General features: G+C 63.8%; 17 protein-coding genes. 13 read left to right on the top strand and 4 right to left on the bottom strand.

Annotated elements, in window-relative coordinates:
* The first annotated feature begins 32 nt into the window (after positions 1–32).
* From uxaC to kduD, 3 genes are read left to right on the top strand one after another with little or no spacing between them, the layout of a single operon-like run.
* On the top strand, positions 33–1,457 hold the full coding sequence (gene uxaC / locus AWH62_RS16110) for a glucuronate isomerase (protein WP_075191515.1): 1,425 nt from the start codon (positions 33–35) through the stop codon (positions 1,455–1,457).
* 14 nt (positions 1,458–1,471) lie between these two features.
* A complete protein-coding gene (locus tag AWH62_RS16105) occupies positions 1,472–2,113 on the top strand; it encodes an RpiB/LacA/LacB family sugar-phosphate isomerase (protein WP_075191514.1) in 642 nt (213 codons plus the stop codon).
* A gap of 38 nt (positions 2,114–2,151) precedes the next feature.
* Positions 2,152–2,907 carry a 2-dehydro-3-deoxy-D-gluconate 5-dehydrogenase KduD gene (gene kduD / locus AWH62_RS16100; protein WP_075191513.1) on the top strand — a complete coding sequence of 252 codons (756 nt, stop codon included), beginning with the start codon at positions 2,152–2,154 and terminating at the stop codon, positions 2,905–2,907.
* 286 nt (positions 2,908–3,193) lie between these two features.
* Here the strand turns inward: kduD and AWH62_RS16095 are convergent, their stop codons facing one another.
* From AWH62_RS16095 to AWH62_RS16080, 4 genes are read right to left on the bottom strand one after another with little or no spacing between them, the layout of a single operon-like run.
* Positions 3,194–4,474 (bottom strand): TRAP transporter large permease, encoded by a 1,281-nt coding sequence (locus AWH62_RS16095; protein ID WP_075191512.1) that lies wholly within the window; start codon positions 4,472–4,474, stop codon positions 3,194–3,196.
* Positions 4,475–4,477: 3 nt separating this feature from the next.
* Positions 4,478–4,972 (bottom strand): TRAP transporter small permease, encoded by a 495-nt coding sequence (locus tag AWH62_RS16090; RefSeq protein WP_075191511.1) that lies wholly within the window; start codon positions 4,970–4,972, stop codon positions 4,478–4,480.
* Positions 4,972–5,955, bottom strand: coding sequence for a TRAP transporter substrate-binding protein (locus AWH62_RS16085; protein WP_075191510.1), 984 nt, complete (start codon positions 5,953–5,955; stop codon positions 4,972–4,974). Before AWH62_RS16085 ends, AWH62_RS16090 begins: the two co-directional genes overlap by 1 nt.
* A gap of 30 nt (positions 5,956–5,985) precedes the next feature.
* Entirely contained in the window at positions 5,986–7,500 is a 1,515-nt protein-coding gene (locus tag AWH62_RS16080) for a hypothetical protein (protein ID WP_083635266.1), read from the bottom strand.
* A 211-nt stretch (positions 7,501–7,711) separates the two neighbouring features.
* Between AWH62_RS16080 and AWH62_RS16075 the strand changes: the two genes are divergently transcribed.
* The 10 genes from AWH62_RS16075 to AWH62_RS16030 all read left to right on the top strand — a co-directional run bounded on the left by AWH62_RS16075 (position 7,712) and on the right by AWH62_RS16030 (position 18,958).
* Positions 7,712–8,560: a 2-keto-4-pentenoate hydratase gene (locus tag AWH62_RS16075; RefSeq protein WP_083635265.1), complete on the top strand. Its 849-nt coding sequence runs from the start codon at positions 7,712–7,714 to the stop codon at positions 8,558–8,560.
* Positions 8,561–8,643: 83 nt separating this feature from the next.
* Positions 8,644–10,737 carry an amidohydrolase family protein gene (locus tag AWH62_RS16070; protein WP_075191508.1) on the top strand — a complete coding sequence of 698 codons (2,094 nt, stop codon included), beginning with the start codon at positions 8,644–8,646 and terminating at the stop codon, positions 10,735–10,737.
* A gap of 56 nt (positions 10,738–10,793) precedes the next feature.
* Positions 10,794–11,672: a sugar phosphate isomerase/epimerase gene (locus AWH62_RS16065; RefSeq protein WP_075191507.1), complete on the top strand. Its 879-nt coding sequence runs from the start codon at positions 10,794–10,796 to the stop codon at positions 11,670–11,672.
* Positions 11,673–11,739: 67 nt separating this feature from the next.
* Positions 11,740–12,516, top strand: coding sequence for a DUF4129 domain-containing protein (locus AWH62_RS16060; RefSeq protein ID WP_083635264.1), 777 nt, complete (start codon positions 11,740–11,742; stop codon positions 12,514–12,516).
* Positions 12,513–13,949 carry a hypothetical protein gene (locus AWH62_RS16055; RefSeq protein ID WP_075191505.1) on the top strand — a complete coding sequence of 479 codons (1,437 nt, stop codon included), beginning with the start codon at positions 12,513–12,515 and terminating at the stop codon, positions 13,947–13,949. The genes AWH62_RS16060 and AWH62_RS16055 overlap by 4 nt, the downstream gene beginning before the upstream one ends.
* A 2-nt stretch (positions 13,950–13,951) precedes the next feature.
* A complete protein-coding gene (locus tag AWH62_RS16050) occupies positions 13,952–14,908 on the top strand; it encodes an AAA family ATPase (protein WP_369823734.1) in 957 nt (318 codons plus the stop codon).
* Positions 14,908–16,197: a DUF58 domain-containing protein gene (locus tag AWH62_RS16045; protein ID WP_075191503.1), complete on the top strand. Its 1,290-nt coding sequence runs from the start codon at positions 14,908–14,910 to the stop codon at positions 16,195–16,197. The genes AWH62_RS16050 and AWH62_RS16045 overlap by 1 nt, the downstream gene beginning before the upstream one ends.
* Positions 16,194–17,195, top strand: a complete 1,002-nt coding sequence (locus AWH62_RS16040; RefSeq protein WP_075191502.1) for a stage II sporulation protein M — start codon at positions 16,194–16,196, stop codon at positions 17,193–17,195. The genes AWH62_RS16045 and AWH62_RS16040 overlap by 4 nt, the downstream gene beginning before the upstream one ends.
* A complete protein-coding gene (locus AWH62_RS16035; protein WP_083635263.1) occupies positions 17,195–18,106 on the top strand; it encodes an RDD family protein in 912 nt (303 codons plus the stop codon). Before AWH62_RS16040 ends, AWH62_RS16035 begins: the two co-directional genes overlap by 1 nt.
* Positions 18,107–18,142: 36 nt before the next feature.
* Positions 18,143–18,958: a hypothetical protein gene (locus tag AWH62_RS16030; RefSeq protein WP_075191501.1), complete on the top strand. Its 816-nt coding sequence runs from the start codon at positions 18,143–18,145 to the stop codon at positions 18,956–18,958.
* Positions 18,959–19,012: the final 54 nt, after the last annotated feature.

Below are 19,012 nucleotides of genomic sequence, written 5' to 3'. Positions count from 1 at the left end.
CTGACAGTCCGCAGGACAGATAATCGAAAACAATGCCCACGAAGTCGTTTTTCCATGAGGATCGCCTCTTTCCCGCCGACCCGGTCGTGCGGGGCATTGCCCGTGAGCTGCATGCCTCGGTGCGCGATCTGCCGATTGTCTCGCCGCACGGTCATACTGATCCGCGCTGGTTCGCGAGCAATGATGCCTTCGACAATCCGACCGCGCTGTTGCTGGCGCCGGACCACTACATTTTCCGCATGCTCTATAGCCAGGGTATCCGGCTCGCCGATCTCGCCATTCCCGATCGCCAGGGTGTCCCGGCGACCGATCCGCGCGCGGCCTGGCACTTGTTTGCGTCCAATTTCCATCTCTTTCGCGGCACGCCGTCAGCCATCTGGCTGAGCCATGTGCTGGTCGAGGTCTTTGGCATTGAGGACCGGCTCGATGCGGCGACGGCCGATGCGGCCTATGACAGGATTGATGCCGCGCTCAAGACCCCGGAATTTCGTCCGCGCGCCCTGTTCGATCGTTTCAATATCGAGCTGATCGCAACCACCGAGTCTCCGGTCGACACGCTTAACCATCACCACGCCATCGCCCATTCGGACTGGGCCGGACAAGTGGTCACCGCCTACCGGCCCGACCCGGTCATCGATGCCGACCATGAGGACTTCCATGCCTCGCTCGACGCCTTTGGCGACATCACCGGCGAAGATGTTTTCAACTGGGATGGTTATCTCGCTGCCCACCGCCAGCGGCGGGTCGACTTCATGGCCGCGGGCGCGACGTCAACCGATCACGGCCACCCCACCGCGCGTACTGCAGATCTCGACCGGGGTGAGGCAAAGGCCCTGTTCGACCGCATCGTCAGTCGCAAGGCGCGCGACGGTGACGCCGAATTGTTTCGGGCCCAGATGCTGACCGAGATGGCCGCGATGAGCCTGGAAGATGGTCTGGTCATGCAGATCCATCCCGGCAGCCATCGCAATCATAACGGCCCGCTTTTCGACAGCCATGGCCGCGACAAGGGTGCCGATATTCCGACGCGCACCGAATATGTTGAGGCCCTGCGTCCGCTCCTCAACCGTTTCGGCAATGAACCGGATTTCGGCTGCATCGTCTTCACCCTCGACGAGACCAGTTATTCGCGCGAACTCGCGCCGCTGGCCGGTCATTATCCGGCGCTGAAGCTGGGGCCGGCCTGGTGGTTCCACGACAGCCCGGAAGGCATGATGCGCTTTCGCGAGCAGACCACCGAGACCGCCGGTTTCTACAACACGGTCGGCTTCAATGACGATACCCGCGCCTTCCTCTCCATCCCGGCCCGTCATGACGTGGCGCGACGGGTGGATTGCGCCTTCCTGGCGCGGCTCGTGAGCGAGCACCGGCTCGGCCTCGACGAGGCCCATGAGACCGCCCGCGACCTCGCCTATAATCTGGTCAAACAGGCCTACAAACTCGACGCTCAAAACTGAGACAGGAAATCCCCATGAAGATCGCGCTCATCATCGAAAACAGCCAGGCCGCCAAGAGCGGAATTGTCCACGATGCCCTGGCCACCGTGGCCGAGCCGCTCGGCCATCAGGTGCACCATTACGGCATGTATACGCCCGAGGATGAAGCCTCGCTCACCTATCCGATGAATGGCTTGCTGGCGGGCCTGCTGCTCAATTCCAAGGCCGCTGATTTCGTGGTCACCGGCTGCGGCACCGGTGTCGGTTCCAACCTCGCCTGCAACGCCATGCCGGGCGTGTTCTGTGGTCTCGTTGTCGATCCGACCGACGCCTTCCTGTTTGGCCAGATCAATGATGGCAATGCAATCTCGATGCCCTATGCCAAGGGCTTCGGCTGGGCTGCGGAACTCAATCTGCAGGACTGTTTCCGCAAGCTGTTCGAAAACGAGCGCGGAGCGGGCTATCCCAAGGAACGCGCTGCCGTCATGGCGAAAAACCGCGGCATTGTGGCGGAGCTGAAAGCGGCCTCCTGTCACGACATGCTGACCGTGCTGAAGACGGTCGACCAGGACCTGCTGAAAGCGGCCATCGCCGGCGAGAAATTCCAGGAATACTTCTTCGCCAACTGCCAGGACGACGCCATCGCCGACTATATCCGCACGGTGCTGGCCGCTTAGGCCTTGCGCCCGAACGGCCGTGTGAAACGGAGAAACCCATGAGCCCATCATTCGATCTCACCGGCAAGGTTGCCCTGGTCACCGGCGGCAATACCGGGCTTGGCCAGGCGATGGCGATTGCCCTGGCCCAGGCCGGTGCCGATATCGTCGTCGCTGGCCGGTCCAGCGCCGCCGAGACCGGTGAAGCGGTCGAATCCGCTGGCCGGAAATTCTACGAAATCAAGGCCGACTTTTCCGACCCGTCCTGTGTCGAGGGGGTGGTCGCTGCCGCCGTCGAGCAGGCGGGCCGGATCGATATCCTGGTCAACAATGCCGGCATCATCAAACGCAATGACGCGCTCGACTTCACCCAGGAAGACTGGGACAGCGTCATGGACGTCAACATCAAGTCGGCCTTCTTCCTGTGCCAGGCCGCAGCCAAGCACATGGTCGCCCAAGGCAGCGGCAAGATAATCAATATCGCTTCGATGCTGTCCTTCCAGGGCGGCATCCGGGTGGCGTCCTACACGTCTTCCAAGAGCGCGATTGCCGGCCTGACCAAGCTTCTCGCCAATGAATGGGCGGCGAAGGGCATCAATGTGAATGCGATCGCGCCCGGCTATTTCGCGACCAACAACACGGCCGCCTTGCAGGCTGATCCGGATCGCAACGAGCAGATACTGGGCCGCATTCCGGCCGGGCGCTGGGGCGACCCGTCCGACATCGGCGGCGCCGCCGTCTTCCTGTCTTCTTCGGCTGCAGACTATGTCCACGGCACGGTTCTGGCCGTGGATGGTGGCTGGCTCGCCCGCTAGGCAAACAACTCCCGAACCTTCCCTCCAGCCGGCCCTTCGGGGTCGGCTTTTTTTTGGCTGTCGGACGCTCTTCCAGCGCTCGGCCTCCTTCGTCCTGTCGCCATTGGGAAGAAGAGGGCGCGGGTCATCACCCGGACGAGGAAAGGCGGCGGGACGCGAAGCGGCGAGGCGGAGCGGGTGACCGTTGGGCGGCGGCACAACGCGAGCGCATCCCACCCCTTCCGGCCCTTCGGGCCACCTTCGACGTCAAGGGGAAGGGTTTTTTGAGCGGGTTTGTCGCTCGACCTCAACGCATCAGATTGACCAGACCCATGGACAGGGCGGGGAAATAGGTGACGGCCATCAGGGCGACGAACAGGGCGCCATAGAACGGCCAGATCGTCTTGACGGTCTCTTCCACCTTCACCTTGCCGATTGCGGCACCCACGAAAAGGACCGAGCCGACCGGCGGGGTGACCAGGCCGATGCCCAGATTGAGCATCATGACGACGCCGAACTGGACCGGGTCCATGCCGAGATCGACCACGATGGGCAGGAAGATCGGGGTGGTGATCACGATCAGTGGCGACATGTCCATGAAGGTGCCGAGCACCAGCAGGATCAGATTGATGATCAGCAGGATGAGGATCGGATTGTCGGTCACCGTGGTGATCAGGCTGGCCAGTTGCGAGGGCGCTTCCAAGAGGGCCAGCATCCAGCCAAAACCGGAGGCCGAGCCAATGATCAACAACACCATGGCGGTCGTCTTGACGGCCTGGATGGCGGCATCAAGGAAGGCGCGCGGGCCCATCGAGCGGTAGAGCAGGGCGGCGACGACGACGGTGTAGAGCACAGCGACGGCTGAGGATTCGGTGGCCGTGAAAAAGCCGCCGAGCACGCCGCCGACAATGATGATGGCGGTGAACAGGCCGGGCAGGGCCATGATGAAGGCGCGCAGGAAGGCCATCCAGCCGGGGAATTCACCCTTGGGATAGCCACGCTTCACCGCCACCAGCCAGGCGGCAACCATCAAGGTCGCACCGGTCAGGAGGCCCGGCACGATCCCGCCCACGAAGAGCTCGCCGATCGACACGCCGACGCCGGCAGCGGCGGCATAGATGATCATGTTGTGCGAGGGCGGGATCAACAGGCCGCAAACGGCGGAGGTCGAGGTCACGTTGACGGCATAGTCGGCATCATAGCCGCGCTCGCGCATCATTGGCATCAGGGTCGAACCCATCGCCGAGACGCTGGCGATGGCTGAGCCGGAGACGGCCCCGAACAACATCGACGCGCCGACATCGACCTGTCCCAGCCCGCCTCGTGATCGCCCGAAGGCGGCTTCCGCGACATGGACCAAGCGTTCGGCGATGCCGGACCGGTGCATGAGTTCGCCAGCGAACACGAAGAAGGGGATGGCCATCAGGGAGAAGATGCTCATCCCGCCCGCCATGCGCTGGAAGACGGCGATGGCCGGCATGTCCATCATGAAGAAGGTGATGAGGGTCGCGCCGAGCAGGGAGAAGGCAACCGGCACACCGATGATCAGCAGGAAAACAAGGGTGCCGAGGAGGACTGACAATTCCATGGTTCAGGACTCCGCGTCGCCGGCAATGGCCGGATTGAGCTGTTCGAGAATATTTTCCAGCGCGAAGAGGCTGATCAACACGCCGCTGATCGGCAGCGGCAGATAGGCAAAGCCGCGCGAGATACCGAGCGTCGGGATGGCATGCTCCCAGGTTCGCAGGATCAATTCTCCGCCCCAAAAGGCCATGGCGCCACCGACCAGGGCGACGATGAGGTGGGACAGGAGTTGCAGGCGGTGTGGCCATCGGCCGGGCAGGTTGTCGGCGAAGGCGGATATCCGGATATGGAAACCTTCTTTGACCCCGGCCGCCGCGGCGAAACTGACAAACCAGATCATCAGGACAAGCGAGGCCTGTTCCGACCAGGACGGGCTGGCATTGAGCACATAGCGTGCAAAGACCTGCCAGCCGATGATCAGTGTCATGACGGCCAAGCCGATACCGCCGAGCAACAGCAGTGACCGGCTGGCGAAATTGAGGAGGTTGGCGAAAGCACGCATCAGGCATCGCCCCCGAGATTGCGGATATCCTCGACCAGGCGGCGTTGGACATCGGTGACCACGAACCGGTCCCAGACGCTTTCCATGCGGTCTGAAAAGGCGGTGATGTCACCGATCTCGTTCGCTTCCACGCCACCGGCCAGCACCCGTTCGCGCGCGTCGGAAACGCGGGCATCCCAGATTTGACGCATGACTGGCACGCTGTCGCGGGCGGCCTGCTGGAAGATCGCTTGGTCTTCGCCGGACAAGCGGTCCCAGCGGTGTTTCGACATCACCAGGATTTCCGGTGCCATGACATGGCGGCTGAGGCTGTAATAGCGCGCGGCCTCGAAATGACGGGTCGTCTCATAGGAGGGCCAATTGTTTTCGGCCCCGTCGATCACGCCCTGGACCAGGCCCTGATAGACTTCGCCGAAGGACATCGGGGTCGGGTTGGCGCCGAGCGCCTCGACCATGGCGACGTAGAGATCGGAGTTTTGCACCCGGATCTTCATGCCGCGCAGATCGTCCGGCGTGTTGATCGGGTGGCGGGTATTGTAAAAGCTGCGGGCGCCACTGTCGTAAAAGCAAAGTCCGACCAGCCCGTGCGGGCGCAGGGCGTCGAGAATGGCCTGGCCCGGCGCGCCGTCGAGTGAGGTGCGCATATGGTCGATCGAATTGAACAGGAAGGGCAGGCTGGGGACGATCGTCTCATTGGCGATCGAGTTGAGTGGCGCCAGATTGACCCGGTTGAGGTCGAGCGCGCCGAACACGGTCAGCTCCAGCGTGTCGCGTTCCGAGCCGAGCTGGGCCCCGGCGAAGATTTTCACCCGCTGACGACCGCCGGTGCGTTCCTCGACCATGCGGGCCATGGCTTCAACGCCTTGGACTGTCGGATAGTCAGCGACATGGGCGTCGGCGGAATAAAGCGGCCGGTCGGCTTGTCCGCAGCCGGCAACAGCCGCGGCCGCCCCCGTCGCGATGAGGTGTCTGCGATTGATCATGATCCCTCCCCAGGGTCTGGTCCGTGCCGGCTACTCAACGAGTCCGTTCAGCCAGTCCTCCAGTTCAGTATACCCGTTGCCGTCGGCGTCATGCGAGCCGTCTTGCGGATTTTCGGGGTCGAGGCCGCGGGCGGTTTCCCACGCATCGGGCATGCCATCGCCATCGCTGTCGGTGCGCGCAGGCTCTGAAGGCAGGTCGGGCCAGCCACCGACTTCTTCCTCTGATGAGATGATCCGGCCTGTGCCGTTGAGCACGTCATTGATGATGCGTTGGTCGGCTGCGTCGCGCCAATGCGAGGCGCCGGCGCCCGCCAAGACCGCCGCATAGGCTTCGTCGGCGGTGTCGGTGCGGATGAAATCAGCCTCATAGGGCTCATCAACCCAGCTAAGATCATGCGCCGCCGAGCGCAGCATGGGGCGTTGCTCGCGCAGCTCGCCATCCATCGTATTGCCGGAGAAATGGGCGCGCCCTGTTGTGTTGCGCATGTAGAAAATGACCGGGCCGAGCGTTTGCGGACCCTGGACATAGGCATTGTTGATGAAGTTGTAGTGCGCGACCGAGGCCGGATCGAGATCGGTGCCGGCGGCATGATGATAGTCGGTGCCTTCGCGCCCGTAGAGCGGGTCCTGGTTCAGACCAAGATGCTGGGAGGGGTCGAACTCGGCGCTGGCGGGAACCCAGTCCCAGAAGTCCGTCTCGGCGCCATGTCCCCAATTGTAAAAGACATTATTGCGGAAATCGAGGAAAAGACCGTCGGGATCGTCGAACGGTGTCGCGTAATTGCCGATGCGGGGCATGCGCGAATTATGGTTGGCCCACAGATTGTGGTGCCAGGAATAGCGGGCGCCATTATTGCCGCGGATCAGGCTGCCATAGGCGCGGTCGCCCTTCTCGTGGCCGGCCTGGTAGAGGCCTTCGGCCATGATCGACCATTGCACCGTCAGATTGGTCAGGTGTTTCTGGCCAGGCGAGCCGCGATAGCTTTGCGACGAGGACAGGGTCTCGTCGATCGCCCAGCTGGTCGAGACGTGGTCGAGAATGATGTCAGAGCCGCCGACGATCGAGATGGCGTCATCCTCGACATGGCTCGCACCGCCGATCCGCGAGCGGATATAGCGGATCACCACATGATTGGCGTGCACCTGCAGTGGATAATCGCGCAGGGCAATGCCAGCGCCGGGTGCCGACTGGCCGGCGATGGTGATGTAGTCATTGAGCACCCGCAACGGGCTTTCCAGCTGGATCGTGCCGGAGACGGCAAAGACGATGGTCCGCGGCCCGTCAGCCTCGACGCCTTCGCGCAGCGAGCCGGGACCTGAATCGCCCAAGTGGGTGACCGTGTAGACATCGCCGCCGCGACCGCCGCGGCTGAAACGGCCGAAGCCGTCAGCGCCCGGGAAGGCGATCTGCTGGCCGTCGGCCACGGTGGGCGGTGCAACGGGAGGCGCAGTGTCATCGGCAGAAAAATTTGTGGTCAACGCATCAATGTGACCGCAACCAGTCGCCACGGCGCAAACGCCAACGAGCAAAGCGCTTCTGAACATTCGTCTCTCCTCCCGGACGGTCGAGAATTGCCTCTGACCGTCTCCCATTCGTGCCGCTCATTGTTGCTTGCGGCTTGATCTTGAGGGAATACCGTGAAAAATGACACCGGTTTCCTTATTTGGAACCGTAACCGATATCGAGTGAGGCGCAAGCCCCTTCGTCAGAGTAACTCGCCGGCCGATAAGGCGAGGAAAATCAGGGAAAATCGACTTGACGCCCAATCAGAAAACCATCTCGGAAGCCTTCATCGGCGCACGTCAGGCGGGGGCCGGATTGCGCGACTATCCCGGTCAATTGCCGGCGACGCTCGCGGACGCCTATGCGATCCAGGACCAGTCCATTTCGCGCTGGCCCGATCGTGTTGACGGCTGGAAAATCGGACTGGTTCCGCCGGAGTTCCGCGGTCCTGTCGGCGCCGAGCGGCTGGTCGGTCCGATCTTTGCCAATCTGATCCGTGATCACGCGATCGGCCAGGTCCATGACATGCCGGTTTTCGCCGACGGTTTCGCCGCGGTGGAAGCGGAATTCATCTTCGTGCTCGGCAAGCCGGTCCCGGTCGGCACCAAGATCACGCCGGAACTGACCCGTGATGTGGCTGGTCGGCTTCATGTCGGCGTCGAGATCGCTTCGAGCCCCTTTCCGGGCATCAATGATCTCGGACCGATTTGCGTTGTGACCGATTTCGGCAATAATTTCGGCCTCATCGTCGGGCCGGAGATCGCCGACTGGCAGTCGCGCAGCTGGGCGGATCTGCCGGCACGGGTCGTCATCAGCGGCGAAGAGGTCGGCGCCACCACTGCGGCCGCCTTGCCGGGAGGACCGATCGGCGCGCTCGAATTCATCCTGCGCTTGATGCAGGAACGCGGGATCGCGCTCGACGCGGGCAGCCATATCTCGACCGGCGCCGTAACCGGCGTCCACCAGGCCAAGGTGGGTGATACCAGCCGCGTCAGCTTCGGCGAGTTCGGCGAGATTGAGCTTAGCCTGTCTGCGGTCCGCTCCGATTGGCTTGGGCTGACGGCAGGACACCGGGCTGCGGCGCATCCAATCGGTTCCTGAGGTGTTGCGCCCCCGGGGTGTGCAGACAGGTCCCGGAAACGGTGCTACCTGTCTGGCAACGCAGTGTTTCGGGGGAGAAATCGATGAGCGTCACCACCAAGCCGATCTGGGCCAGCCTGGTCCTGGCCGCCGCCTTGGCCGCCTGTAGCCAACCGACCGAAACCGGCCCGACCGGCGCCGATGCGGGGTCGGGCACAGCAATAAGCGAGAGCGCCCCGGAAGCCGGGCGCTTCACCATCCTGGTCGGCGGAACCGAGATCGGCGCCCTGGAGATTTTGCCCTCCGAAGACGGCTATGCGGTCGAGTACGAATACCGCAATAACGGCCGCGGCCCGACCATCACCGAAAGCATCGCGCTGGACGAGGCCGGCCTGCCGGTCGACTGGACGATCTCCGGCGCTTCGACCTTCGGCAATCCGATTGACGAGAGCTATGCCTATGTCGACAGCGAGGCGCGCTGGCAGGACGCCACCGGCAGCGATCAGGCCTTGCCCGAGGGCGACGCCTTCTATGTGCCGCAAGACGCCAGCCCCTATTGGCTCGCCATTGCCGCGCGGGCCCTGATGGCGCGTGACGACATGACGATCCCGGCCCTGCCCGGCGGCGAGCTGCGGTTGACCGCGATTGATCAGCTCACGGTGAGCAATGGCGAGGCGAGTCGCGATGTCACGACCTATGCCCTGTCCGGAACCAGCGAGAACCCGACCTATTTCCTGATGGATGATCGCGCCTTCTTCGGCCTGATCACGCCGGGTTTTGCCATCCTGGAAGCCGGGTATGAAGGTGAGGATGAGCGCTTGCGTGCCCTGGCCGCAGGCTATGGCGCGAGTCGCTTCTCCGAAATCCAGGCGCGGGTCGCGCATGACTATGACGGGCCGGTGCGCATCCGCAATGTCCGCGTTTTTGACCCGCAAACACTGAGCCTGGGCGAGCCGGTTTCGGTGGTTGTCGAGGGCGAGCACATCACCGCGATCGATACGCTGGATGTGGCGACGCAGGCCGGCGAGACGGAGATTGACGGGGCCGGTGGCTCATTGATCCCGGGCCTGTTCGAAATGCATGCCCATATGGGCGAGACCAGCGCTTTCCTGAACATTGCCGCCGGTGTCACCAGCGTTCGTGACATGGGCAATAACAATGCCGTTCTTGATGAGTTGATCGGACGGATCGAGGCGGGCGAAGTCGCCGGGCCGCGTGTCCACCGCAGCGGCTTCATCGAGGGGCGCAGCCCGTTCAGTTCCAATAACGGCATTCTCGTCGCCAGCGAGGAGGAGGCTGTGGCCGCCGTTGAGACCTATGCGGCGAGCGGCGATTTCATCCAGGTGAAAGTCTACAACTCGATGAATCCGGACTGGGTTCCGGCGGTTATCGAGGCGGCTCACGCCAATGGTCTGCGCGTTGCCGGCCATGTTCCGGCCTTCACCAATGCCAATTCGATGATTGCGGCCGGCTATGACGAGATGACCCATATCAACCAGATCATGCTGGGTTGGGTGCTCGAGGAAGGCGAGGATACGCGCTCATTGCTGCGTCTCACCGCGTTGCGCCGCCTGCCGGCCCTCGATCTCAACAGTGAAGCGGTACAGGCAACCATTGCGGCGATGGCAGCCAATGGCACGGCGGTCGATCCGACCTATGCCATTCATGAAGCCCTGCTCCTGTCGCGCAATGGCGAGGTCTCGCCGGGCGTGGTCGATTATATCGACAATATGCCGGTCGATACCCAGCGCGGCGCCCGCAGTGCCTGGGCCGATATCGCGACGCCCGAGGATGATGCCAATTATCGCGGCGCGTTCGACCAGATCACCGAAACCCTGAGGATGATGCGCGAGGCCGGTATCTTCATCGTGCCGGGCACCGATCTGGGTGGGTCTTTCGCCTATCACCGTGAACTGGAACTCTATCAGAATATCGGCATGACCCCGGCCGAGATCATCGCCTGGGGTGGTCATGGCATGGCCGAATATCTCGGCGTCGATGACGAACTCGGCACGATTGCACCGGGCATGCTGGCTGACTTCTTCCTGGTCCCGGGCGATCCGACCGTCGACTTCAGGGAGCTCAAGACGATCGCGCTCGTCTCTGCCAATGGGGTCTTCTACTATCCGACGGAGATTTATCCGGAATTCGGGATCCAGCCATTCACGGACCTGCCGGCCATTTCGCAGCCGCGCTAGGATCAGGCTTGCCGTGTCGGTCCGGTGTCGGGAATCATCGGGCCGGGAGGGGTGTGATGCCTGTGATCGAAACTGCCCGACTGTCTCGCCGGACCCTGCTCGCGCAGGCCGGCGCGGTCGCCCTTGGTGCCTGCCAGCCGCTCACTGGTTGCGCGCCGGTGCGCGCCGGCTTGCAGCTTTACTCGGTGCGCGAGGCCATGGCCGTTTCGGTGCCGCAGACCCTGGAGCGGGTTGCGGGGATGGGCTATGGCGCCGTTGAATTCGCGGGCTATTTCGATCAGGCGCCGGCCGGGATTGCCAGCCTTCTTGCGGCGACCGGACTTGTCTCGCCCAGCGCCCATGTCGATGCCCGCCAAGCCCGCAATGATCCGGCCCGCATCGTCGCGGCCGGCGCCGAAGCCGGGCATGATTATCTGGTGATCGCCTGGATCCCGCCGCAGGACCGGACCTCGCTGTCGGACTGGCAGGCCTGGGCCGATATCCTCAACCGGTTGGGCGAGGCGTGTCGCTTGTCCGGCTTGCGCTGCGCCTATCACAATCATGATTTCGAGTTTGCCGACGCAGCCGGTACGGACGCCCCATCCGGGCAAACGCCATGGGCCGTCCTGCAGGCGCGGTGTGACCCGGCTTTGGTATCCTTCGAAATCGACACTTATTGGGCTCAAGCGGCTGGACAGGATCCGGCGGCCCTGGTCGCCCAGGCGCCGGAACGTTTCCCGCTGTGCCACATCAAGGATTATCATCCGGACGGCGCCATGGCCGGGCTCGGCGATGGCGTTGCCGATTTCGCACCGGTTTTTTCCGCGCGCGGTACTGATGGTTTCGTCCAGTGCTATGCCGAACTCGACAATCCGGCATCACCTTTCGGCTTCGCGGCGACGGCGCGCGGCCGGCTGGAGGCCTTGTTGCGGGCCAATCAGGCTTGCCCGGTGTGACGGGGGTGACTAACCTTCCCTCCGGCTGCTTTGGCGGCTGTGTGCAACCTCTCGGAGTTTGTGTTTGATGGCGTCTTCGCCCCGCCCCGATACGGCGTCGCGAACAGCATCCCGGCTGCGATCCTGGTTGTGGCTCCTGGCAGTGATCGGCCTGACCGTCCTGGTGATGTGGACATGGCAGACGCTGGCGGGGCCATCGACCGAGGGCGCCGCCGCGCTGACCGGTGACTATGCGGATCTCGCGCGGTCGCGGGGTCTGCAGGTGGAGCTTGATTATCTGGATGCCGAGGCGGATTGGCGCGCGCTCGCAGACCTGCCCGATCCGTCCGACGACATCGGCATGTCCTTCCCCTGGCTCGCGGGCCTGACCATGGTGATGGTGATCAAGTGGGTGGTGATCGGGCTGGCGGTCGGGGTCCTCGCCTACATTGTCTATCTCGCCATTCGTCACGGGGCCGGCCTGCGGGTCGCCACGCGCCAGGTTGCGGCGGTCGGTGACCATGACGGTCCGGGCAAGGGCGGCCTGCCGGCCGGGGAATTGCCGCTCTTGAGCCTTGAGGAGATCGCCAGGCTCGCCGATGCGGCCAAGGCGCTGGGCGCCTTGCAGCGCCTGGTTCTGGTGGCCGCGGCCGAGGCCACCGGCTCCGTCCTCCGTCGCAGCGAGACGGCCCGGGAAGCACTGCGCCGCCTGCCACGCGACTGGGGTCATTACGACAAGGTGGCGCGCCTGGTGCAGATCGCCGAACAGGTCCGCTATGCCGGACGCCCGATCGAACAGGATGGCTTGGACGGACTCATCGCCGACGCCCGGCTGGTTCTCGGTGCCGGGGCGGCGGTGTCATGACGGGCGCCGGGGGGCAACGCAATGTCGTCAACTGGCTCGCCCTTGGCCTGCTCGCAGCGGTGACTGTCACGGCGGCCTGGATGCTCGCGCGTCAGGACCGTGCACCGGCCTTGGAGCACAGCGCGCTTGGTTTTGATGGGCTGGTTGTCTGGTTGGCGCTAGATGGCATGGATACGCGCCGCTTTCTGGGGCGGGGACCGTTGTCCGGCGATGGTGTCGGCCTTCGCATCCTGCCGCTCTATGATACCGATCTGGACGCGTTCGGCGGCCGCAATTTCGAGCCTGAGGGCGCTTATCTCGCCGACACCCAGCGCAACATGTTTCGCCATGTCGTCACGATGAAAGCGGAGACATTGCCGACCCTGGTCGTTCTGCCGAAATGGCGCGACGGGGTCCGCCTGGTGGGCGTGACGCACCCGGAATTCCTGATTGCCCGGGAGCGCGGCGCGGCAGATCCGGTTGCATCGGAGGTTGATGCTGCCGATGCCGACACTGCGGATGCTGGTACAGACGCCGCCGAAGCGGACACTGCGGCTTCTGACCCATCGCCCGACGAAGGGTCGCAAACCCGTTTTGGCCGGCCCGACGCCGACGAAGACCGTCACTCGCAACCGGTGATCTACGTCGAGCCCGAATTGCTGGCGATTGGGGACACAGGCTGGGAAACCCTTGACGTGTCGGGCTTCGCCGACGGCATGGCACGGCTCTATGCACCGCAATGGATGACCCTGCCGGAGGGCTGTGAGGCCCTGATCGGCGTGCCCGAGCGCGCTTTGCTTGGCCGCTGCGAGTTTGACGACCTGTCCTATTGGGTGCTGTCAGATCCCGACCTCCTGAACAATCACGGCCTCACCCAGGCCGGCAATGCGGATCTGGCGCGCCAGCTGGTGCGGCGTCTGGCCGATGGCGGTGACGTGCTGGTCGACTATTCCACCGCGGTTTTCCTCACTGCCACGCCGGATGAGCATCAGCGCAGCTGGGCCGATATGGCCCGCATGTTCGAGCCGCCCTTCACCTGGCTCTGGCTGGCCGGTGGCGGCCTGCTCGTCCTGCTTCTGTGGCGCGCCGGGCTGCGCGGCCGCCCGTTGATCGCCGTGTTTGAGCATGGCCATGGTGCCGCCCGCCAGGTGGCCCTGCGTGCCCAAGCCCGCCTGATGCGAAATGCCCAAGCCGATGGCGCCCTGATCCGCACCCTGGTCGCCAATCGCCGGCAAGCGCTTGCCAAGGCTTGGCTGGGCCGTGAACGCCGTACCGGCCACGCCTTCCAGCGCACCGTTGCGCTCCTGCGTCTGAAGGACCGGGAGCTGGCGGCGCGCCTCACTGATATCTTTGACCGCGCAGACGCACTGCCCGACCGCATCCGCCAGGACGTGGCCATCGACGCACTCGCCGATGTCGAACACGTCTACCAACAGGCCCTGGAGCTCGCATGACCCTGACCCTCGAACAATTTGCCGAGCGCGCCGAGACGCTGCGCGCCGAAATCCGCAAGGCCGTCCACGGCCAGGATCATGTGATCGACCAATTGCTGACCGCGGTCTTCGCCCGCGGCCATGTCTTGCTGGAAGGCCCGCCGGGTACGGCCAAGACCCTGCTCGCGCGCAGTTTTGCGTCGGCGCTCTCGCTTGATTTCGGACGGGTCCAGTTCACCCCGGACCTAATGCCGGGCGATGTCCTGGGCGCCAACCTGTTCGACTTCAGCTCGAACACATTCCGCCTGGTGCGCGGGCCGGTCTTTACCGACATCCTGCTGGCCGACGAGATCAATCGTGCGCCGCCCAAGACCCAGGCTGCCCTGCTGCAGGCGATGAATGAGCGCACGGTCACCATCGACGGTGTCGACCATCCGCTTGGCGGGCATTTCCACGTCATTGCCACCCAGAACCCGATCGAGCAGCAAGGCACCTATCCGCTGCCGGAAGCCCAGAATGACCGCTTCATGTTCAAGCTGGTCCTTGATTTCCCCGACCGTGAGGACGAGCTGGAAATCCTGCGACGCCACGCCTTGCAGCCGCTCGATTTCGACGCCCGTACGGCGGGGATCGAACGCGTGATTTCCGGCGAGGATGTCAACGCCGCCCATGCCCTGGTCGACGCCATCCGGCTGGATGAGAAAATCCTGGCCTATATCCTCGACCTCGTTCGTGCGACCCGAACCGATGGCGATGTCCGTGAGGGCGCGTCGACACGGGCCGCCGACACGCTGGCCGCCGCCGTGCGGGCGAGTGCCGCCCTGGCAGGCCGCGACTATGCCATTCCCGATGATGTCCAGGCGCTGATCCTGCCGACCTTGCGCCATCGCATCCAGCTGGGGCCGACGGCTGAAATCGAGGGGCGGACACCGGATGATGTGTTGAAGGCGATCCTGACGCGGATCGAGGTGCCGCGCTGATGCGACCAACACGGCGATTGCTGTGGGCGGCCCTGATCGCCCTCGGGCTGACCGGTCTGCTGCTGCCCTTTGCGGCCGGTGATGGCAGCCTGTTGGCCATGCCGTGGATCGCGCTGGGTTCGCTGATGGCGCTGGACCTGGCTGGCAGTGTCCACCGCCGCCGGCGTCTGGAGCTGGAGGGGCCGGATGCGGTGTTCGCCGGTCAGACCGCTGTCTTCCGGCTGCATATTCTCCCGTCGGCGCCGCCGGGAATGGTGGCGCATTTTGACTGGCCCGACGGTTTGTCCGGGCCTGCCAAGCTGAGTGCCGGGAGCGGTGAGCGTGTGCTCGACCTGCCGTTGGAAGGCCGGATCCGTGGCGCTTGGCCACTCGGACATGTCTGGCTCAACTGGCCGTCACGTTTCGGCTTTTTCGACTTTATCCCACGGAGCGAGCTGGGCCGGTCGGTGACCATCCTGCCGGATATCCGCCCGGTGACCCAGGGCCAGATCGATCTCGCCGTGCGCACCAGCATGCACGGGCAAAAGGAGTCTTTCGCCGAAGGTGAGGGGTCGGAATTCCACCAGCTGCGCGAATACGTGCCCGGCGACAGCCTGCGCCGTGTCGACTGGAAACGCTCGGCCCGGCAGCGCCGCATGTTGTCCAAGGAGACGCGCGCCGAACGCAATCACAACATCATCATCGCGCTCGACCATGGCTATCTCATGCGCGAGGTGATCGATGGCCTGCCCAAGATCGACCACGCCATCAACGCCGCGCTTGCGACCGCTTGGGCCGCGGCGGTCGGTGGCGACCGGGTCGGCCTCTATACATATCACGCGCGCCCGCACAGCTGGATGCCGCCGGAACCGGGCCGCCAGATATTCCCCAAACTGCGCCGGGCGCTCGCCGAGCTGAGCTATGAAAGCGCCGAGAGCAATCCGACCCTGGCGCTGGCGACCCTGCAGACCCGCCTGCGCCGTCGCAGCCTGGTGATCATCTTCTCCGACTTCGTCGACACCACCACGTCGGAACTCATGGTCGAGCATCTCGGCCGCCTGTCACGCGATCACCTGGTCATCTTCATCGCGCTGCGCGACCCGGCCACCGAGGACCAGGCACGCCAGCCGGTTGCATCGCTGGATATCGCCGCCGAGTCGGTCTCGGCCTCCGACATTCTTAGGGACCGCCGCATTGTCATCGAACGCCTTGGCCAGCTCGGTGTCATGGTGCTCGATGTCCGGCCCGACCAGCTGACCCCGAGACTGGTATCGACCTATCTCGATCTCAAGGCGCGGGAGGTCGCATGAGCGAGGTCCAACCGATCCGGTCAACCCGTTTCCGGGCCGAGCGCGAAGCCGATTGGCGGGCGCTTGAGGTCTTGATCAAACGGGTCGAAAGCCGGGGCAGCCACCGGCTCAGTTTCGACGAGTCGCGCGCGTTGGCCGAACTCTATCGCAAGGCGGCGACGTCATTGTCGGTGGCGCGCGATATCTCGCTCGACAAGAATCTGCTGATCTATCTGGAATCGCTGGTCGCACGAGCCTTCCTGTCGGTCTATGCGCCGCAGGACAGCCTGTCCGGCGTGGTCGGTCGCTTCTTCGGCGGTTCGGCATCGGCAGCGGTCCGGCGCTCGGGCGGGGTCATATTGATGGCCTTTCTCGCCCTCTTCTTGGGCAGCTGGGTCGCTGCCAACCTGTTCGCGCAAGACCCGGCTTGGTTCTACACATTCGTGCCCGGCGAACTGGCTGGCGAACGCGGACCGGGTGCCAGCACCGAGACCTTGCGGGCCGGCCTGTTCTCCACTGAAGCCAATCTGATCGGCCAGCTGGGCGTGTTTGCCGCCTCGCTGTTCTCGCACAACACACGGGTGGCCCTCTTCTCCTTCGCGCTGGGGGTCTTTGCCTGTGTTCCGAGCTTGTTGCTGACCATCTATAACGGCCTCATCCTTGGCGCCTTCTGGGGGCTTTATGCGGATCGCGGCCTGGCGCTGGAATTGTTTGGCTGGCTCTCGATCCACGGCGTGACCGAATTGTCGGCCCTTGCCCTGGCGGCGGCCGGCGGCTTCCGGCTCGGCCTGGCGCTGTTGTTTCCCGGCAGCATGACCCGCAAGGACTCGCTGCGGATGGCATCCAAGGATGCCGTCAAACTGGCCCTGATTGCCTCGCTGATGCTGTTGGTCGCCGGATTGCTGGAAGGCTTTGCCCGGCAATTGGTGACCGACACGACGCTACGAATCCTCATCGGCTGGGGGATTGGCGTCCTGTGGCTGGCCTGGTTTCTGCTGGCGCGCCGGAGGACGGGCTGATGGCGCACACGGAAACGCCGGCGCAGATCGCCCGCCGTCTCGAAAAGAGTCGTCGCTGGTTCGATCTCATTCCGCCGGAAGGGGTGCCGATCCGTTTCGAAGTGGCGGGTCTGGCAGGCCGTTTCGGGGCGCAATTGCTGGATATCCTGATCACGGTCGTGGTCATGATGGCGATCATCATCGTGCTGGCCTTCCTGCCCTTCGACATCGCGCCTGTTGTCAATTCGCTCGCCGCGATCCTGATGCTGATGATCCGGGCGCCCTATTACATCCTCACCGAATTGTTCTGGAATGGTCAGACCATCGGCAAGCGGGCCACCGGGCTGCGCGTGCTCGGCGCCGACGGGCGCGGCCTGACCACCCATGCGGTGGTCGCGCGCAATCTGATGAAGGAGGTCGAGATCTTCATGCCGGGCACCTTGTTGCTGGTCTCCGGCGGTCTCGATCTGTTCTGGAACCTGGTACTGCTCGCCTGGATACTGGTTGTCCTGATCGTGCCACTGGCCAGCAAGAAGCGGCAGCGCCTGGGCGATCTGATCGCCAACACCTATGTCATGGTGCGGCCGAAATCGGTGCTCCTGCCCGACCTATCGACCTCAGTATCAGCAAATGTTTTCGACTTCACGCCGGCCCAGCTGGAACATTATGGGCGGTTCGAACTGCAGACGCTGGAAAGCCTGCTGCGCACCGAGGCCAAGACACGCGGCTCGGATGCGCGCCGTCGCGACAGCCTGATCCAGGTCGCGGCCCAGATCCGACGCAAGATCGGTTATGAAGAACCGGTCCCGGACAGCCGGGTGGCGGAGTTCCTGCACGCTTTCTATACGGCGCAGCGGGCCTTCCTCGAACAGAAGCGCATTTTTGGTGATGTCCGCGACGACAAGCATCATCGTGACATGGACACAGGCTAGTCAATCAATCGTTCAAGACGCCACAAGGGGGGCAATATGACGGATACAAACCCAACACCGACCACGCAGGCAGAGCTTGGGATCGGCCGCATCCTTGGCGGCACATTCAAGCTCTATTTCAGCAATTTTCCGCTATTCTTCGGGGTGGTTTTCCTGCCCTACGCATTGTTCACCATGCTGGTGATTGATCCGGTCAACCGCAATTTCATGGCGAGTACGACCAATCCGTTGGATACGCTCGGACAGAGTTTCATGGTTGCCGGCCTGTCGATGATCCTGATCATCTTCCTCCAGGCCATCATCGTGCGCATGTCGATTTCCCTGAATGGCGGTCAGGGACCCCAGCTTGGCGCGGCCCTGCGCGGGGCGGTGACCGGTTTCCTGCCGATCATCATTCTCGGCATCGTGGCGGGTATCGCGACCGGGATCGGCTTCATCCTGCTGATCGTGCCGGGCCTTTATGTCCTGGCCCTGCTCTATGTCTATGTGCCGGCGATCGTGTTTGAAAAGGCTGGCTTTTCGGCGCTCGGTCGCAGCGAGGACCTGACCAAGGGTTATCGTTGGGCCATCGTCGGCGTCATCCTTGTGATCATGGTGCTGACATGGATCATTTCGGCCATCTACTCGGCGGTCATCTTCTCGACGGTCGTTGATCTGGGGGCTGTTGTCGATGGAAGCACCGATCCGGCCGCCATCGCGGCGGCGACTCCCTGGTGGTTGAATCTCGTGGCCTCGGCTGTCCAGGCCGTCACCTTGCCGATCACCCTGATCGCTTCCGGCCTGGTCTATGCGCGTCTGCGTGAGATCAAGGAAGGTGGCTCGACGAGCGACCTGCTGCGCGTCTTTGAATAGGCCCGTATCGCAATCCCGATGACCTAAAGCATCGGCCCGCCGCCTGTCAGGGCG

Source organism: Maricaulis sp. W15 (assembly GCF_001924955.1).
Taxonomy (GTDB): Bacteria; Pseudomonadota; Alphaproteobacteria; order Caulobacterales; family Maricaulaceae; genus Maricaulis; species Maricaulis maris.
The sequence above is the reverse complement of the archived record's forward strand: the minus strand, read 5'-3'. Positions and strand labels throughout refer to the sequence as shown.

What these genes read in the sequence shown, in the direction of transcription:
- uxaC (WP_075191515.1), top strand. Translation starts at nt 33, where the DNA reads ATGCCCACGAAGTCGTTTTTCCATGAGGATCGCCTCTTTCCCGCCGAC.
- AWH62_RS16105 (WP_075191514.1), top strand. Translation starts at nt 1,472, where the DNA reads ATGAAGATCGCGCTCATCATCGAAAACAGCCAGGCCGCCAAGAGCGGA.
- kduD (WP_075191513.1), top strand. Translation starts at nt 2,152, where the DNA reads ATGAGCCCATCATTCGATCTCACCGGCAAGGTTGCCCTGGTCACCGGC.
- AWH62_RS16095 (WP_075191512.1), bottom strand. Translation starts at nt 4,474, where the DNA reads ATGGAATTGTCAGTCCTCCTCGGCACCCTTGTTTTCCTGCTGATCATC.
- AWH62_RS16090 (WP_075191511.1), bottom strand. Translation starts at nt 4,972, where the DNA reads ATGCGTGCTTTCGCCAACCTCCTCAATTTCGCCAGCCGGTCACTGCTG.
- AWH62_RS16085 (WP_075191510.1), bottom strand. Translation starts at nt 5,955, where the DNA reads ATGATCAATCGCAGACACCTCATCGCGACGGGGGCGGCCGCGGCTGTT.
- AWH62_RS16080 (WP_083635266.1), bottom strand. Translation starts at nt 7,500, where the DNA reads ATGTTCAGAAGCGCTTTGCTCGTTGGCGTTTGCGCCGTGGCGACTGGT.
- AWH62_RS16070 (WP_075191508.1), top strand. Translation starts at nt 8,644, where the DNA reads ATGAGCGTCACCACCAAGCCGATCTGGGCCAGCCTGGTCCTGGCCGCC.
- AWH62_RS16065 (WP_075191507.1), top strand. Translation starts at nt 10,794, where the DNA reads ATGCCTGTGATCGAAACTGCCCGACTGTCTCGCCGGACCCTGCTCGCG.
- AWH62_RS16060 (WP_083635264.1), top strand. Translation starts at nt 11,740, where the DNA reads ATGGCGTCTTCGCCCCGCCCCGATACGGCGTCGCGAACAGCATCCCGG.
- AWH62_RS16055 (WP_075191505.1), top strand. Translation starts at nt 12,513, where the DNA reads ATGACGGGCGCCGGGGGGCAACGCAATGTCGTCAACTGGCTCGCCCTT.
- AWH62_RS16045 (WP_075191503.1), top strand. Translation starts at nt 14,908, where the DNA reads ATGCGACCAACACGGCGATTGCTGTGGGCGGCCCTGATCGCCCTCGGG.
- AWH62_RS16040 (WP_075191502.1), top strand. Translation starts at nt 16,194, where the DNA reads ATGAGCGAGGTCCAACCGATCCGGTCAACCCGTTTCCGGGCCGAGCGC.
- AWH62_RS16035 (WP_083635263.1), top strand. Translation starts at nt 17,195, where the DNA reads ATGGCGCACACGGAAACGCCGGCGCAGATCGCCCGCCGTCTCGAAAAG.
- AWH62_RS16030 (WP_075191501.1), top strand. Translation starts at nt 18,143, where the DNA reads ATGACGGATACAAACCCAACACCGACCACGCAGGCAGAGCTTGGGATC.